Below are 17,651 nucleotides of genomic sequence, written 5' to 3' on the forward strand. Positions count from 1 at the left end.
TTGTGGCGTAGGAACTTCAATTATAACATGAAATTGGGGGTCATTGTTTTTTTATACAAAAAAACTCTACAACCCTTGATATATAAAGAAATTTTTAAAAGAGTAGTGTAAAAAACTTTACACTAACGAAAAGTGTTGGAGGGAAAATATATGAATGAATTCAAACAAAAAAGAATTGAACATATCTTATGTGGTGGTGTTAGTGAGGATTTACTTAATACTACAGGTGCAATTGAATTTAATTATGGAAAGGGTATTTATCTCTATGATGAAGATGGAAATAAGTATATAGATGCAATGTCTGGAGCTTGGGTTGTAAATGTTGGACACGGAAATAAGGAAATCATAGATGAACAATATAAGCAAAGTAATAAATTAGCATATCTTTTGCAAGAAGGGTATTTTAATGAATCAGTAATTTTACTGTCAGAAAAATTAAGTGAACTTACGAGAAATGGATTGAGAAAAGTATTTTTTACTTGTGGAGGATCAGAGGCGGTAGAGTCTGCACTAAAAATAGTTAGACAATATTGTTTACAAAAACTTGGATATCAGAAACATAAAATATTAGCAAGAAAATATTCGTATCATGGAGCAACTATGGGAGCTATGAGTGTAACTGGATTTGATAATTGGAGAGAATTATTTAATCCATCTCTTCCGGGAGTTAAATTCGTACCTCATCCATATTGCTATCACTGTGAGTTTGGAATGAAATACCCTCATTGTGCATTGAAGTGTATTGAGGAAACTGAACGAGTTATAGTTAGAGAAAACCCAGCAAGCATAGGGGCATTCATAGCTGAACCAATTTCTATGTCTGTTGGAACGGCCATTCCACCTAAGGAGTATTGGAAAGAAATACGTAGGTTGTGTGACAAGTATGGCATTTTACTCATTGCAGATGAAATTATAACAGCCTTTGGAAGAACAGGAAAATGGTTTGCACTTGAAAATTGGGGAATTGAACCTGACTTGATGGTTATTGGAAAAGGATTGACAAGCGGCTATTCTCCACTTGCTGGTGTTATGTGTTCTGATAAAATAGCCGAAGTAATGGGTAAATCTGGATTTGTTCATGGATTTACATACAGTGGACATCCAGTCGCATGTGCTGTCGCATTAAAAAACATTTCGATTATTGAGAAAGAGAACCTGTTGAAGAATGCACTCGATAATGGAAGATACTTAGAAAAAAAATTGAATCAAGAACTTGCTTCGCTGTCTATAGTTGATGAAGTAAGAGTATACGGATTGCTAGCAACAATTGAATTGGTTGAAGATAAGAAAACTAAAAAGAGACTTGTTGGAGGAGAGAGAGTTGCCAATATTGTAAAAAGATACTTAATGGATCAAAAAATCATATGTCGTGTTACAACACAGGTTTTACTTGGACCTCCGTTAGTAATTACTATTGATCAGATTAATATCCTTGTTGAATCTATTAAGACAGCATTAAAAAAATTCTCCGATTATTATTTTGCTAATAAAGAGGAATTGTTTTATGAGTAAAAAAATCAAAATAAAAGTAGTACAACGACATTCAACTGCATTTATAGAATGGATTAAGAATACTGTAATGAATTCAACAATTATACACATAGATGCTCATTCTGATTTTTATGGAGTGCCAAAAAAAAAGAGCAAAGAGTTTGACTCATTTATTGAAAAGGATTCAATTTATATGACTGCTGAAGGGGATTATGATATAGGTAGTTATTTGTCAATAGTTATAGAAACTGGCATAGCGTCAAAAATAGTTTGGGTACGTCAGGATTTTGATCCATCTAACGAAAAGCTTGAAGAAATTATGTATGAAAGCTTTATGAGTAATGGAGAGGGAGTTTGGGAATTTAATTGGAAGGGTTTTAATAATGAAAATAAAATTGCAACTGCAATTATTAACGGTGTTATATGGGATTTTTGTTCCTTTGAGAATATTAAATGGAATATTTATGAGTCTATTGTTATAGATATTGATGCTGATTATTTTATGTTTTACAGGAAAAATATGAGAAATGAACTAATAAGAGATATTTTAAAAAGATGCAATGAACATGTAAGTGATAAGTATGATTTTATAATTCTGTCAATATCTTTTGAAGGTGGGTTTATTTCCTATGATTTCAAACAACATATTATGGATTTATTTAAAGAATGTAATTCTTCATATGATATACAATTAGTTACTGAACCGCAAATTCATCCAGAACTAAATATGGAATTTAGAAAAAGGTATAATTGTGCATTATATTTGTTAAGAAGTGGGGAATGTACAGAATCAAATTATGAGTTTTTATCTTTGCTAAATCAATATAATTGGATTCCAGGAGTACATTATAACATTGCCCTAACATATAGAATATTAAATAATTATCATGAATCTGAAAGATTTTATAAGAGTGCACTAACAGTTAATCCTAATTTATATATGGCAATTAATGATCTTGGCACTTTATATTTAAACGCAGGAAGACTAATGAAGGCATTAGATTTATATGAAAAAGAAATTGACAAATATGATATGTATTCTGATATTAATTATAATATGGGAATGGCATATTATATGTTGAGAGACTTAGAAAAAGCACTTGATAAATTTACAGTAGCGACAAATTTACAGCAGATTAATTATAAATATTCTTATATGAAAGCAATCACACTTAAAGAATTAAATCAAACTAAGGAGGCTAATAAAATATTACGAGATATATTAAATTTGCCTATTCAGAATAAATTTAGAAAATTAGTGAATGATTCTATAGAATGATGAGGAAAGTATGGATAGTATTGTTGATTATTTAATTAATAACCAAAGGCAGTATGAAAACAGAATTGAAAATATATATGTTGAAAGAGATATAAGTCAGATTTTAATCCTATCCCCAACAGGGGAAATATATCAAAAAACAGATTGTGAGTGTGGACTAGGATTTAGAGAAAAGAGAAACTATAGATATTTTAACCATATGAGTTTAGAAAACATAAATACTATTTTTAATTTTAAAAATATAACTAATAGACATACTGGTACCGAAATTTTAAAGTTTCCAGACTATATGTATCAATTTGAATGCCTTGATTATAATGAGATAGAATTTATTAAAAGTATTCAGTCTATTTATTTAAGTTATAAATTTGTAATGAATTGTGAGATACATTGTAGATTTTCGGTACAATATTTATCAATTATGGATAATGGGTATAGCTGGCATAAAGCAATAAGACCTTTTTCAACTATAGAAATTATATGCTATGAGAGACGAGGAGAATCAATTATCAAAACCGCACATACTTGGTCTTTTCAAGAGTATCATAAAACATTTTTTTGCCGTTCTAGGGGCTATTTTACAACAGAAATCAATAATAATAGATTACCCATAAAAGATATAAATAGAGAATTTAGAAATATTATCATTGCACGAGGGTGTGCAAAATTTTTTCATGAAGCAATAGGACATTCAATAGAAGCTGATTCCTATGTTTCGAATAATTCGATTTTATATGGTAAACTTGGATGTAAAATAGGATCAGAATTATTAAACATTTACGATGATCCTACTATAAAAGGATTAAATGGGTCTTTTAAAATTGATGATGAAGGAAATGTAGCGCAAAAAAAGTATTTAGTAAAGAATGGCGTATTAGTTGATTTGCTTTATGATTCTAGAACTGCAGGTAAAAATAATAAATTCATAGCAGGCAACGCAAGAAGAAGAGGGTATCAGTTTGAAACACTTCCTAGGATGAGTAATACAATAATTGATAATGGATATGATGATGGAAATTCTATTGTTTCAAATTTGAACGATGCACTACTAGTTAAGGATATTGGAAATGGTAGTGTAGATACAAACAGTGGTGATTTTAATATAGCAATACTTGATTCTTCTATGATTATTAATGGTGAAGAGCGAATCAAGTTTAATCCTTTTATTGCGCATGGAAATACTAATAAGGTTTTAAATTCAATAGAGGCTATAGGCAATGATCTAATGTTAAAATCATCAGCTGATTATTGTATGAAAAATGGGCAGAGTATTCCAATTGCATATGGGCAGCCAACTGTATTGCTACATGGAATTCATACACTTTATTAGATAATAAATTCCAATGAATGAGATTTTCAGTGCACAGCCATTTATTCATTCAAAGTAATATTAATTTAGATATATCCAGGAGATAAAAAATGGAATGGTATGATTTTGCCAAAAAAATTATAAGAAAACTAACAGAGTGTGATTTATTTATAGATGTAGAGATTTATTATATTGATACGCACAAATATGAAAAATACGAGTACAATTTTATGTCTAATCAAGTAGAAGATGGACATGAAAACTCGATTGCAATTAGGGCAAAAAATGAGGATGGAAAAATATTTTTTCATTCTACACAAGATATATCTGATAGAGGTGTGAATATAATAATTGATAAATTTTATTCAGATATTTATTGCGCTTCAAGAGAATTTTGGAACAGTCCTAGTCACTGTAATTTTATACAAGTTCAAACATTTGATACTGGGATTAAGGACCAAACATTTGAGGAGAAATTTGCACGTATACATAAAACATTCTATTATTATATAGACAGTATTGATATAAAAAATATATTTATAAAATATTCTCAAGTATTAGGAAAGACGGCAATAATGACTATGAATGGGTTTAATAATACATATGAATGGTCTCGATATCAACTTACATTTTCAGTAGTAGGTGTAAATGAACGAGAATATCATAATAGTATTTTTTCTAGAAAATATTCAGATGTGGATTTAGACTCTATTTCAGAAGATATATTAATTTTTTTAACAGCTGAGGAACTAAAAAGAGGGGAAAAAATAAAAGTAAATAGAGTTTTCTTTACATCGTTTTCTGCAGCTCAGCTTCTTACAGAAATTTCAATTGCAGAAACATATTTTTCTGAAATTCCTATAAATGCAAAGATAGCTAATAGTAATTTGAATATAGAAGATAATGGATTGATTGATATGTGCATAGGCAGTAGACCATTTGATGATGCTGGATTTATTCAAGCGCGAAGAGGTATTATAGAAAAAGGGATTTATAAGGGTTGCATATATAATAAATTTTATAATGTTGAGGATGTTAATGTATCAAGAGATTCATATAAGGACTATCCTAAACCTTCAGCATCTAATTTTATAATCGTACCGTCAGTTACTGAAATTAAGAAATTCATGTTGAATTCTATTACAATATATGAGATAGAAGATATACAATTTATTAGCGATGAATCGCTAATACTTAAAGGTGTCAAGTATATATATGTTAATAGTCTAAATAATAAATATTATGGAAAGAAAAATCTGACTTTATCAATATCCAAATTACTACAGTGTTTTAGAAATGCTGGTAATAATCTTACATTTCATAGTAGTACAACTGGAGCGCCAACACTTGAATTCTCCAGTGAGTTATTTGATGATTGGGAGGAATAAAAGTGATTAACTATAAGGTTACGCGTAACATTGTTTGTAATTATATACTCTGGTGGCAAGGACTTGTTGGGGAAAAAAAATATATAGGAAAGGATGGGGTATTGCAATATATTAGGCATATTGGGTGTATTCAGTATGACCCAGTAGATATTTGTGGTAAAAACGCGGATATTGTTTTGCAATCTAGAGTTGTTGAATACTCAAAAAATATGTTAGAAGAATTGTTATATGAGCAGAAGCAACTTATAGATTGTTATGATAAAAATTTATCAATTATTCCGAGCAGTAATTGGAAATATTTTCAGTATGCAAAGAAAAATTTCAAAGAATATTATAAAAATATGAAAAATACTGAATTAATAATAAATGATATTAATGAAAAAATAAAAAGAAAGAAGTATGTATGTTCAAAAGATATAGAATCAGAATATAAAACTGATTGGGGATGGGGTGATACTAAAATTTCTAGAGTTGTGTTGGAACTAATGCATAGAGAAGGAGAGTTAGTTGTACATCATAAAATAGGAAATATTAAATATTATGCTTATGCTAAAGATTATTTGAGTAATGAAACATTTGACTCTCAAAATGCCTTTTTTAGTAGAGAAGAGTATTTAGAATGGCGAGTATATATGCGTATAGTAGCAGTAGGGGCATTATGGAATCGAGGATCGGATGCGTGGATTGGCATAGACATGAATGCTAATGAACGAGATAATGCTATATATAACTTATTACAGAATAATAAAATTGTAGAAATACATTTAAGCGATGAAAAATTTCCGTTGTATATACCAGAAGAAGCAGAAGCCACTTTCGTTCAAATTGTAAATGGGAATAAGAATGTGGCTGCTAGAATGGAATTTATCGCTCCACTTGATTCGATATTATGGGATAGAAAGTTAATAGAGATGTTATTTGATTTTAATTATAAGTGGGAGATTTATACCCCTTCATTGAAAAGACAATATGGGCCATATATTTTACCTATATTATATAATGATGGGTTTATTGGAAGAATTGAATTAATACATAATAAAGAAGAGAAAAGTTTATTTATTAAAAATATATGGATGGAAAAGGATGTTGAAATTGACTCTAGAATAAAAGAGAATTATTGTGATTGTATTAGTCGTTTTATGAAGTTCAATAAATGCACTCAGATAAATGGTTTAACTAATTTAGCTTAGTCATGTGTTCAAATTACAAAATAATATTAGTATTTCATGGGGATGATTTGTTATTAGAATATTGTAAAATTGTTATAAGTCCAATAGTTAATTATATTGAAGAAATGCAAACAAATAGAATAAATTATAAATTTGAATGGATTTATAGTAAAGCTAATCCTTTAATTATGGTAACTCAAAAATATTAGAGTAAGGGTAATTATACTATTTTATCTTATGGTAGTTATAATAATCCAAGCTATGCTAATGTTGTTAATTTAAATTGTTTAGCGGAACTTATTATAAATATGAAATATCTTGAAAATATAGATGAACAATATCTGGTACAGAAACGCAAAAATGTATATGATAAAATCAGACTATAGAATATTATCGCTATAATCTGGTTTGCTTAATATTACAATCACAGTTCCAAAATCCTCTCAAAGTACTTTCTAGAAATCTGATAATCCCCCCTTTTCCAATGCTCCAAACTGGAAGCATCAACTCCAATCATCCTAGCCAGTTTTCTCAATCCATATTTCTCAACAAGCAACTTCAGCTTTTCTTCCTGTTCAAGTACAAACCTATAATAATCATCGCAAACAATATCCTTATCAAGTACAGTTAGCAGTTTTAATAAGGTAGGTCTTAAAATCTTATCTCGATAGCCAGCCTCAACTTCATTTAAAACAGAACGACTTATGCCAACCTCCTTTGCCAGTTCTACTTGAGACATGCCAGTGAGCATTCTTGCCTTCTTAGGTCTCTGAGCCAAGTTATTACAAGGCATATCAGCGAATTGTAATAACTTCCTTAGATAATAAACTACAGCTAAAAATATGGACAAGATGAAAGACTGTTGAAGCGTCAGTATTTCATCTTGTCCATATTAAGCTTTCGTATTTATTATCTATAAATTTGTCGCAATTTGGAACGCATGCTGAAGCTGTCGCTAGCGGCTCTCTAGCGGGATATAATGCGGCTTCCCAGGCTTTTGGGCATGCCCCACTGCAACTTCCAAGAACAACAGCAATCGGTGATATTATAGCCTATGCAAATGAGAAGATGGAGACTAAGGAAGGCAGGAGAAATAGATATACTTTTGCTGGAGCAGAGTATTTTGAACATATGAAGGAAGCTGGACTGTACACGCTGGATGTTAAGGAGATTGAGGAGCGGATAGAGAAGGCTGGACTTAAGGATGTGTTTAAGAGAAAGATTGTGTAGAGAGTAGAAGTGAGAGGCTCGCTGATGTCCTGAGAGAGGAATGTTGGCGAGCTTTGTGTGTTTATTATTATAGCAAACAATGTGAAATATATGTATTATATGCTATAATAGTATAAAAATGTATTTGGATAAGATTAGTTAAAGTACATTTGGGGTACTTGAATAATATTGCTTGTACTTGGAAGAATTTGTACCTTTGGGGTGCTAGCGAGACTAGGCGAGCTTGCTAGAAGTATATCAGGGTTGAAAGGGTGAGAAGTATATGGATAGAGATACAACAGTGTTCGGTGAAAGAGATGTAATAGGAATCATCTGTAGCAGAGGGGCACAGAAGGTTGGATTATGGGACAAGTATCTATCGGAGAAGAATATTACACCAATTTATTTATTGGATATAAATTAAGAAATGATATTTGAAGACATTATCTATGGTGAGAGAGGTGTGAAATCTGGAATCATTGCAGAAAATAAATCGAAACTGGATTATGCTATCAAATGTTTAAAAGAAGCAGGTGCTGATATCGTATTAGGTTCATGTTCGGAGTTACAAATGATTCAAAGAAGCAATTTTGAAATAGGATATTTAGATATTTTTGATATTACAATCAATAAAATTGTAAATAAGTATTATAACGATCTATAAGATGTATATTAAGGAGAATATTCATGAATGTCAAACAACAAGATATGGAAAATGCAACACATGGTATATTAAGTAATTTTCGGTTTATGTTCAAGGAGCAATGGACATTTGAGAAAAAACAGGTGTTTGTATGGATCCTAAGAATTTTATCAGATTTAATAGTTTCATTATTAGGAATCTATTTTCCTAAAGTAGTATTAGATTCCATTGGCCAGTCTATTTCCAGCAGTGAATTTTTATTTCGTATAGGTATCTTAACCGTAGTATTAATTATTTTCCAATATGCAAGTTTTTTCTCAGAACAAAGCGTGATTATTGGAGCAATTCGAATTTTAAATATGCGGTTTTACATAGGAAAAGATTGGAAAACTCTGGACGTGGATTATAGCATAGCAATGTCAAAAGAGGGAAAAATGAAGATTGAAAAGGGACATAGTGCCATAAACAGAAACGTGTACGTTAACATGGCATCCTACTATATTAATCTTGTAGAGTTCTTGAAGAGCATGCTAGGGCTAATTTCATTTAGTACAGTTATTTTATTGTTAAATCCAATTGTTATATTAATATTGCTTGTTACATATCTGATTGATGGAATTGTTTCAATCAAAGTACAGAAATGGGAGATTAGTATTAAGGAAGAGAGAGCAGTTGTGAATCGACGTCTTGGTTATGTGTTAGATGATATCAGCAATTCACTTATGGCTAAAGATATAAAAATTTATAAAATGATGAATTGGATTAATGAAAACACCAGTAAGTATATCGATGAATCTAAAGAATTAGAGAAGAGGGTACAGAGAAAGTATATAAATCGGCAGCTGATCGAAGTTTTATTGGTATTTGTCCGTAATGGAGGGGCGTATCTTTATTTGTTATGGAGCATGTTCCATTCCAATATGACAATTGGTGATTTTATACTTTATTTTGGTGCAATTACTGGATTCGGGCAATGGTTAAGTCAAATTGTATCAAGAATCAGTGGTTTATCCAATGCCAATTATCTTGTGGATGACTATCGCTATTTACTTGAGACAAAGGACCATATGAAGAGAGAAAAGGGAACTGAAATCCCAGATGTGAAGGCTCTGTGTGAAATAAGATTTGAAGACGTCAGTTTTCAATATGAGGGCAGTAATCATACCATACTGAATCATATCAATTTAACGATAAATAAAGGTGAGAAACTTGCAGTTGTCGGAAATAACGGTGCTGGAAAGAGTACTTTTATTAAGTTGGTTTGCGGATTGTTAGAACCGATATCAGGTAGAATTCTCTTCAATGGAATTGATATACGCGAGTATAATCGAGATGAATATTACAAGTTGATTAGTGCGTCATTTCAGAATGTGTGCCTTCTTCCAATGAGTATAGCAATGAACATTGGATATAACAACGATAGCAGCATCGACAAGGAAAAATTACATGAGGCTGTAAAATTGGCTGGACTAGATGAAAAGATTACATCGTTACCAAATGGTATGGACACAGAATTGGTGCCTTCTGTGGTTGAAGGTGGAATTAACTTATCTGGTGGAGAAACACAGAAGTTAATGCTGGCACGTGCGATATATAAAGAAGCTCCATTGATTATTCTGGATGAACCAACGGCTGCACTAGATCCAATTGCAGAACAGGAGATGTATTTGAAATATAATGATTTAACTAAAAATCGTACTGCAATTTATATTTCACATAGACTTTCGTCTACAAGATTCTGCGACCACATCATACTGTTAGATCAGGGAACAATTAAAGAGAGCGGAACACACGATGAATTAATGAAATTATCCGGCAAATATAAAGAACTATTTGAAATACAAAGTCAGTACTATAAGAGCGATGCTGAGGGGGTAGAAGAGTGAAAAGAAAGAGAGGAGAAAAAGTTAGTTTTTCAGAGAACATAAGTTTGATAAAACGAGCGTTATCCATAATTTCAGAACTATCGCCTAATATTTTAAAGTTCAATGTAATTAAAGCATTCATTGATGCATTAACTCCTTATATCGCAATTTGTATGTCTGCTTTGATTATTGATGAATTAACCGGAGAGAGAAATCCTGGGATATTAATCCGCTACGTTCTTATTACAACGGTAGGCACACTGATTTTTAATATATTATCTGCATTTTTACAAGAAAAGATAAATATCATGAATGCGTTATTTAATCATGAATTTAAAAAATATCTAAATAACATTAAGCTAAATTTAGATTACGCTAAAATGGAAGATCCCAAATATAATGAGCTTCATTCCAAGATTGTGGGCTCCATGTTTATGATAAATGGAGGTATTACAAGTGTTGTTGGCTTGATTACAAGTCTGGTAACAAATAGTATCTCATTTATAACTGCAGTTATTATCATTGCAAGAGTGTTTATGAAAACATCTGGAGAAACCAATAACTTTGCTTCACTGGGAGTTGGCTTATTATATATCTTAATTATTATCGGGTGCATTAAATTAACTGTAAGGAATACTAAAAAAGAAAGCAAGGAGGAATTTGGTCTTTACAAAAATTGTGCCACGAATCGTTATATTGATTATTATCATTTTAACTATATGGAAGATGATAAAGCAGCGAAAGATATACGTATTTTTAACCAAAGAGACCTAATTATTGATGAGATAAGAGATAAAGCACGTAAACCCTGGATGAATATTTTAATTAGAAGATCCAGGCTGATACAATTGTATTTTGGTTCCAATATAATCATATCAACATTTATCGGAGGACTTACATATGTTGTAATTGGTTTAAGAGCACTAAAAGGATATATCAGTTTAGGTAATGTATCACAAAGTTACGCATCCATCGTAATATTGATTTCTTCTATTCAGAATCTCTTTGTCTCTATGTCACAGATCATCAGCAACAATGATTATCTGAAAGTTTTGTATGAATATATCGATTTATCGAGTATATCTTCAAAAGGCGAGATGATTCCAAAAGAACAAAGCGTCTGGACAATCGAATTTCATAATGTAAGTTTTAAGTATCCCTCTACGGATGCATATGCATTGAATAATGTATCTTTTAAGATAACATCGAACAGCCAGACTGCTATTGTTGGAGTAAATGGTTCTGGAAAAACTACAATGATTAAATTGTTATGTGGATTTTACCAGCCTCAGGAAGGGTATATTACTTTGAATGGAATCAAGATCGAAGATTATAACCGCGATGCATATCTTGAGTTATTTTCTGTCGTATTTCAAGATTTTAAGATATTTGCATTCCCAATAGGCGAAAATGTTGCAGCATCTGTTCATTATGATGAAAAGAGAGTATGGGATGCATTAAAGATGGCAGGCCTTAATGAGAAAGCTGAAAGTTTACCGAATAAGCTTGAACAGTACCTATATAAGAATGTAGATGTTGAAGGTATGGATATATCAGGCGGAGAAGAACAAAAGCTTGCAATTGCAAGAGCTTTCTATAAGGATGCTCCATTCATTATTTTTGATGAGCCAACTGCAGCACTTGATCCGATAGCAGAATCAGAAATTTATACAAAATTTAATCAGATTGTTGGTGAAAAAGCAGCTGTATTTATTTCACATAGACTCTCGTCATGTAGATTCTGTGAAAGAATATTCGTGTTTGATCAAGGGGAGATTATTCAGCGTGGAACACATGATGATCTTCTGAAAGACAGCAATGGAAAGTATTATGAGTTATGGAATGCCCAGGCACAATACTATCAATAATTTGATGGGAAGAATGTCATATTTGTTAATAGAGTGTAAGGAGGAGTTAGAGTGAATCTAGTATTTAAATTCCGATTTGAGGTTGAGTAGTATAAATAGCAATTTGACGGATGCGTGTTATGCAATATGAAGTATCAAGTGGAGCGGTAGTATTTACACGCAAAGACAATGATATTTATTTCGTTATTGTGAAATCATTAGAAGGATTTTATGGATTTCCAAAAGGGCATATTGAAGGAAATGAGACTGAAAAAGAGACTGTATTAAGGGAGATATATGAAGAAATAGGTATAAAGCCACAAATTTTTGTAGGGTTTAGGACAATTGATGAGCATCCAATTCCTAATAAGAAAGATGTGATTAAAAGAATAATATATTTCGTTGCAGAGTATGATAACCAGCAGCTATGTTATCAAGAAGAGGAATTAGAAGGTGCTTATTTAATGACATATGAGGAAGCAATGAGTGCTTTTCAATTTGAGAGTTCAAAGAGAATACTAAATGAAGCAAAAAAGTTCATTGTATAAAATCCAATTTATTTGATGAAAAAAGAGTAATAAGTTATTTAAGTAATTCAGCCGAGGGGGAAACGATATGATTAGCATATGTCCTAAATGTGGAAATACAGAACCAGAAAAGAAAGTAACTGAAGATGGTAAATTTATCATTTGTCATAAGTGCAATAACAAATGGTCATTCAAATAAATGGATTCTGATGTGTTTTTAATTAACAATAAAATACGGTAAAGGCGGAGGTGAAAACAATATTTAGATATAATTATTAAACAGGAAATTATGTTCCATAAATATAGAATATATAAATTGTTTTTGATAAAATAATATTATAGAACATAGATAATATCAATTCAAAAGGATGTGCTTAAATGGTTAAGAAAATAGTTGATGATAATTTTGTGATGTCGCCTAAGATAGATTTTGTATTTAAACTTTTGTTTGGAGATGATAAAAATAAAGATTTGCTAATAGCATTTTTAAGTGCTGTATTGAAGTTACCAGAAGGAGAATTTGCAGGTATTGAAATATTAAATACTGAGCTATTCAGAGAATTTAAGGAAGATAAGAAGGGAATTCTTGATGTTAGAGCTAAAACGGTAAGTGGAAATCAAATCGATATAGAAATTCAGGTGCTTCCAACAGAATTTATGCCAGAGAGAACATTATTTTACTGGAGTAAAATGTACACAGCTCAAGTAAAACCAGGAGATACTTATGATCAGCTTAAAAAATGTATAACAATAAACATAGTAGATTTTAAATGCACACCTTTAAGAAAACTTCATACGAGTTATCACTTAATGGAAGATGAAACAAGACATAAACTTACAGATATACTTGAGGTGCACTTTCTTGAGATACCTAAACTTTTGGATGATGATATAGACATAAATGAGGATGATCCAATAGTGCAGTGGATGGAATTTTTAGATGGAAAATCGAAAGGAGTGATGGAGATGCTTGCTAAAAAGAATGAAAGTATAAAGAAGGCATATAATTTATTACAAATAATAAGCAAGGATGAAAAGGCTAGAATTATATATGAAGCAAGAGAGGCAGAACTTCGTGATCAATTAACAAGAATAAAGTCGGCTGAGGAAAAAGGAGCAAATAAAAAAGCTCTAAAAATAGCAGAAAAGATGATTAAAAGGGGCGATTCGATTAAAGATATAATTGAATTAACAGAACTTTCAGAGAAGAAAATATTGGAACTTAAAAATACGTTAATAAATTAAGATAGTTATAGATAATTCAAATATAAGCGGCTATAGAATTTATTTTGATGATATCTATTTGAAAGAAAAGTAGATATCATCAAGTTCTTATTCCAACGATCTAGACTGGAAGCACCAATTCCAATCATCCGAGCCAGTTTTCTCAATCCACATTTCTCAACAAGCAGTTTCAGCTTTTCTTCCTGTTCAAGGACAAACCTATAATAATCATCGCAGAGAATATCCTTATCAAGTACAGTTAGCAACTTAAGCAAAGTAGATCTTAATATCTTATCTTGATAAGTGAAATAACTTCAACTAATACCTTATAGCAGTTAAAAGATTGTTGAAGCATTCAATATTTTAACTGCTATAAGGTAAGTTTTCGTAATATTTCACTAGACCCAGCTTCAACTTCATTTAAAACAGAACAACTGATGCCAATCTTCTTTGCCAGTTCTACCTAGGACATGCCGGTCATCATTCTTGCATTCTTAAGTCTCTCAGCCAAGTTATTGCAAGGTATGTCGGAATATTGTAATAACTTCCTTAGATAATAAACTTCAGCTAAAAATATGGACAAGATGAAAGACTGCTGAAGCTGTTGCCAGCGGCTCTCTGACGGGAACTAATGCGGTTTTACAGGTTTTAGGGCATTCCCCACTGGTAATTCCAAGAACTATAGCTATTGGTGATATTATTGCCTATGCAAATGAGAAAATAGAGACGAAGGAAGGCAGGAGGAATAGGTATACTTTTGCTGGAGCGGAGTATTTTGAGCATATGAAGAAAGTTGGGCTATACACGCTGGATGTTAAGAAGATTAAGGAGAGGATTGAGAAGGCTGGACTTAGGGATATGTTTAAGAAGAAGATTGTGTAGAAAGTAGTTAGGCAAGCTCGCTGATGTTCTGGGAAGGGGATGTTGGCGAGCTTTTCTGTTTCTATATTTTACGTTCTATATTTAACTACCCCAAACAGTGTGAGAATGTATGTGAAATATGTTATAATTATCCTAATGTGAAGCGTAAATGTAATTAAAATTATTTAGATAATACACAGACAAACAGTAATTTGATGCTCAGATTCTTTATATAATCTTTACTGAGCAAATAAATATACTTTTCTGGTTTAGAAAGGAGTTTATTATGTGCACTAGGATTAAGTTGGCAGAAATAGCAAAGACAGAAGCATTGCGACCTTTCCATGGTACTCTACTAAATGAGGAATCAAACATCCAACCGATTGTCCATTTGTTTCCAAGATGGAGTGTGGAGAAAGCGGATAGAAATTGGTGTGCAGGTTTCGTTTATTACTGCTGTATGAGAGCTGGCTTTTTATTTCCATATAGCCCTGCTGAGTGTGTATCATGTAGCCTTGCTGGCTGTGGTGGCTGGGAAGATTTCGCCATAGGTGATAAAAGAATAGAATATCACGTTGGTAATGATGAGAAATTCATTCCCGAATCTGGAGATATTGTCCTATATGACAGAGTTTTTATCAACCTCGAGCATGACCATATCGGCATTGTTATTGAAAATAAGACAAATACAATTATTGTAGCAGAAGGCAACACTTTCAACGACAATATTTCTCGTATCCTCGAACGAAACAAAGATGAACACATCCGTGCATATATTCGGATACCTAATCATTTTTCGTATTATCAAGAAAGCTAATTGTAGCCTATAATTTTAATATATAAATAAGATTATGAGCAAACTGTGCAATTAGTCAATTTGAATTTGTAGAATTCTAGGGAGATTATTAATATGCTAAATGGAATAATTATTATGGGGCTGAACGGGAGTGGCAAATCAACTATTTGTCACGAACTTGCAGACTTATTGGACTATAGACGTATGGATGTAGAAGACTATTATTTTCTTGATTCTGACATACTTTATGCCAAAAGCCGTACTCACGAAGAGGTTAGGCAGTTAATGCTTGACGATATAAAAATCTATCACAACTATGTACTCTCATCTCTTGGGTGTAATTGGGGTTCCGAGATTGTTTCTACATATAAACTGGCGATTCTTCTTTATGCTCCACTTCAAGTGAGATTAGAACGAATAAAACAACGTGAAATAACTTGTTTTGGGAATAGAGTTTTAGAGGGGGGAGATATGTATGAATCTCAAAAACGATTCCATGATATGGTTGTATCACGTTCTGCAAAGGATATAAAACAGCAGGCATGTTCGCTCACTTGCCCAGTATTGGAGATAAATGCGACATTGCCTGTGAAAGAGATTCTTGGTTTGATTTACAGCTATTATTTGAATATGCTTGAGGAATGACTCACCGACAAATTCCAATTTATCTGATGAAAAAAGAGTAATATGTCATTTAAGCAATTCAGCTTTTCTTTTATTACGACGCAAAATGAAAAATTAGCGAACTAACTTATGAATTTCAAAAATGAACAAGATATTTGAAAAATGAATATTGCGGTGATCAAAAATTTCTCTCAAATGTGATTTTACTAAAACGTCATGGTCATGTATGTAATATATACTATAATTATCCTGAAGTTAAGATGTAATAGTAGAAAAGTGCAAAGTAAGATTATTTATTATCCGGAGGGTAAAATGCGTACAGAACAAGAGATGTTTGATTTGATTCTAAATATTGCAAAGGAAGATGAAAGGATTCGTGCAGTTTTTATGAATGGTTCAAGAACAAACCCGAATGCTGTAAAAGATATTTTTCAGGATTATGATATTGAATATGTTGTTAAGGAAACAAAATCTTTTCGTGAAAATAAGAGTTGGATTGACAAATTTGGTGAACGGTTATATATGCAATATCCAGAAGGTAATTCACTTTTTCCAAGTGATATAGAAAATTGCTATGCTTGGCTTATACAGTTTACAGATGGAAATCGTCTCGATTTAACTATATGTACATTAACACAGGCATTTCAAGATATTAGAAATAATAAACTTTGTAAAATACTACTCGATAAAGACAAGTGTTTACCATATATACCAGATGCAACAGATGAAACTCATTGGGTAAAGAAACCAACAGAGTGCCAATTCATGGATGCATGTAATGAATTTTGGTGGTGTCTTAATAATGTTGCGAAAGGTTTATGGAGAGAAGAAGTACCATATGTAATGGACATGCTAAATCATGCTGTCCGTCCGATGTTAATACTATTATTAGGATGGAAAATTGGATATGATACGAATTTTACAGTCAGCATTGGAAAATAAGGAAAGTATATGTATAGGTGGTTAAAAGAGAGAAAATGGAAAACATTTTTAAAAACTTATCCTTCTGGAGTTGTAAAAGATATTTGGGAATCAGTATTTATTATGTGTGACCTATTCAATGATATGGCGAAAGAAGTATCTTTTATTATGAACGTTAAATATAACGAAGTTGAGGCAAATAACAGCTTGAAGTTTTTAAAAGATGTTTTCGTATTACCTAAAGATGCTGAAAAAATATATTAATAGGTAACATAAGATATTCATAATGTGAGTAAAGTTACTTCGTAATCTGAAAATTATGTGACATAACTTTTGATACTTTAAACACGAACGATGGTCTTTGATAATTGAATAATGCAGTGTTAAAAATTTCTACGATTTCTGTAAAATAATGAAAATATATGGATGTTATGATATAATTTTTATAATAATTAAATCGCAATTGTAAAATATTACGTCTTATAGATAGTGTATAAA

Annotated in this window: 16 protein-coding genes and 1 pseudogene; 15 read left to right on the forward strand and 2 right to left on the reverse strand. The window is 31.5% G+C overall.

Annotated features, from left to right (window positions below; all coding sequences use genetic code 11):
• Nucleotides 1-150: 150 nt before the first annotated feature.
• The 5 genes from CLORY_RS20400 (at nt 151) to CLORY_RS20420 (ending at nt 6,657) form a co-directional block, all read left to right on the forward strand.
• Nucleotides 151-1,512 carry an aminotransferase family protein gene (locus tag CLORY_RS20400; RefSeq protein ID WP_079428010.1) on the forward strand — a complete coding sequence of 454 codons (1,362 nt, stop codon included), beginning with the start codon at nt 151-153 and terminating at the stop codon, nt 1,510-1,512.
• Nucleotides 1,505-2,770: a tetratricopeptide repeat protein gene (locus tag CLORY_RS20405; RefSeq protein WP_079428012.1), complete on the forward strand. Its 1,266-nt coding sequence runs from the start codon at nt 1,505-1,507 to the stop codon at nt 2,768-2,770. Before CLORY_RS20400 ends, CLORY_RS20405 begins: the two co-directional genes overlap by 8 nt.
• Nucleotides 2,771-2,780: 10 nt before the next feature.
• Entirely contained in the window at nt 2,781-4,100 is a 1,320-nt protein-coding gene (locus CLORY_RS20410) for a TldD/PmbA family protein (RefSeq protein ID WP_079428014.1), read from the forward strand.
• An 89-nt stretch (nt 4,101-4,189) separates the two neighbouring features.
• On the forward strand, nt 4,190-5,467 hold the full coding sequence (locus CLORY_RS20415; RefSeq protein WP_079428016.1) for a metallopeptidase TldD-related protein: 1,278 nt from the start codon (nt 4,190-4,192) through the stop codon (nt 5,465-5,467).
• Between the two features lie 2 nt (nt 5,468-5,469).
• Nucleotides 5,470-6,657 (forward strand): DNA glycosylase AlkZ-like family protein, encoded by a 1,188-nt coding sequence (locus CLORY_RS20420; protein ID WP_169911696.1) that lies wholly within the window; start codon nt 5,470-5,472, stop codon nt 6,655-6,657.
• A 403-nt stretch (nt 6,658-7,060) separates the two neighbouring features.
• On the opposite strand, the gene CLORY_RS20425 is transcribed toward CLORY_RS20420, so the two are convergent.
• Nucleotides 7,061-7,486, reverse strand: coding sequence for a helix-turn-helix domain-containing protein (locus tag CLORY_RS20425; RefSeq protein WP_139376110.1), 426 nt, complete (start codon nt 7,484-7,486; stop codon nt 7,061-7,063).
• Nucleotides 7,487-7,557: 71 nt separating this feature from the next.
• On the opposite strand from CLORY_RS20425, the gene CLORY_RS20430 reads away from it, so the two are divergent.
• The 7 genes from CLORY_RS20430 (at nt 7,558) to CLORY_RS20455 (ending at nt 13,972) form a co-directional block, all read left to right on the forward strand.
• Nucleotides 7,558-7,866: a hypothetical protein gene (locus CLORY_RS20430; protein ID WP_079428022.1), complete on the forward strand. Its 309-nt coding sequence runs from the start codon at nt 7,558-7,560 to the stop codon at nt 7,864-7,866.
• Between the two features lie 262 nt (nt 7,867-8,128).
• Nucleotides 8,129-8,269 carry a hypothetical protein gene (locus CLORY_RS23435; RefSeq protein ID WP_169911697.1) on the forward strand — a complete coding sequence of 47 codons (141 nt, stop codon included), beginning with the start codon at nt 8,129-8,131 and terminating at the stop codon, nt 8,267-8,269.
• A 39-nt stretch (nt 8,270-8,308) separates the two neighbouring features.
• Nucleotides 8,309-8,509: a hypothetical protein gene (locus CLORY_RS20435; protein WP_139376111.1), complete on the forward strand. Its 201-nt coding sequence runs from the start codon at nt 8,309-8,311 to the stop codon at nt 8,507-8,509.
• Nucleotides 8,510-8,532: 23 nt separating this feature from the next.
• Entirely contained in the window at nt 8,533-10,374 is a 1,842-nt protein-coding gene (locus CLORY_RS20440) for an ABC transporter ATP-binding protein (RefSeq protein ID WP_079428027.1), read from the forward strand.
• Complete coding sequence (locus CLORY_RS20445) at nt 10,371-12,221, forward strand: ABC transporter ATP-binding protein (RefSeq protein ID WP_079428029.1); 1,851 nt, start codon at nt 10,371-10,373, stop codon at nt 12,219-12,221. The genes CLORY_RS20440 and CLORY_RS20445 overlap by 4 nt, the downstream gene beginning before the upstream one ends.
• Nucleotides 12,222-12,340: 119 nt before the next feature.
• Nucleotides 12,341-12,748, forward strand: a complete 408-nt coding sequence (locus tag CLORY_RS20450; protein ID WP_169911698.1) for an NUDIX domain-containing protein — start codon at nt 12,341-12,343, stop codon at nt 12,746-12,748.
• 357 nt (nt 12,749-13,105) lie between these two features.
• The gene (locus tag CLORY_RS20455; RefSeq protein ID WP_079428033.1) at nt 13,106-13,972 is read left to right on the forward strand and encodes an Rpn family recombination-promoting nuclease/putative transposase; all 867 of its coding nucleotides are present in this window, start codon (nt 13,106-13,108) and stop codon (nt 13,970-13,972) included.
• A 5-nt stretch (nt 13,973-13,977) separates the two neighbouring features.
• Here the strand turns inward: CLORY_RS20455 and CLORY_RS23110 are convergent, their stop codons facing one another.
• The gene (locus tag CLORY_RS23110; RefSeq protein ID WP_139376112.1) at nt 13,978-14,226 is read right to left on the reverse strand and encodes a hypothetical protein; all 249 of its coding nucleotides are present in this window, start codon (nt 14,224-14,226) and stop codon (nt 13,978-13,980) included.
• Between the two features lie 872 nt (nt 14,227-15,098).
• On the opposite strand from CLORY_RS23110, the gene CLORY_RS20460 reads away from it, so the two are divergent.
• The 3 genes and pseudogenes from CLORY_RS20460 (at nt 15,099) to CLORY_RS20470 (ending at nt 17,417) form a co-directional block, all read left to right on the forward strand.
• Nucleotides 15,099-15,629, forward strand: a complete 531-nt coding sequence (locus CLORY_RS20460) for a CHAP domain-containing protein (RefSeq protein ID WP_079428035.1) — start codon at nt 15,099-15,101, stop codon at nt 15,627-15,629.
• Nucleotides 15,630-15,722: 93 nt separating this feature from the next.
• Nucleotides 15,723-16,253: an AAA family ATPase gene (locus CLORY_RS20465; protein ID WP_079428037.1), complete on the forward strand. Its 531-nt coding sequence runs from the start codon at nt 15,723-15,725 to the stop codon at nt 16,251-16,253.
• 291 nt (nt 16,254-16,544) lie between these two features.
• Nucleotides 16,545-17,417 (forward strand): annotated as a pseudogene (locus CLORY_RS20470) (aminoglycoside 6-adenylyltransferase).
• The last annotated feature ends 234 nt before the right edge of the window (nt 17,418-17,651 follow it).

The sequence above is a fragment of the Clostridium oryzae genome, assembly GCF_002029235.1.
GTDB classification, from domain to species: Bacteria; Bacillota; Clostridia; order Clostridiales; family Clostridiaceae; genus Clostridium_AE; species Clostridium_AE oryzae.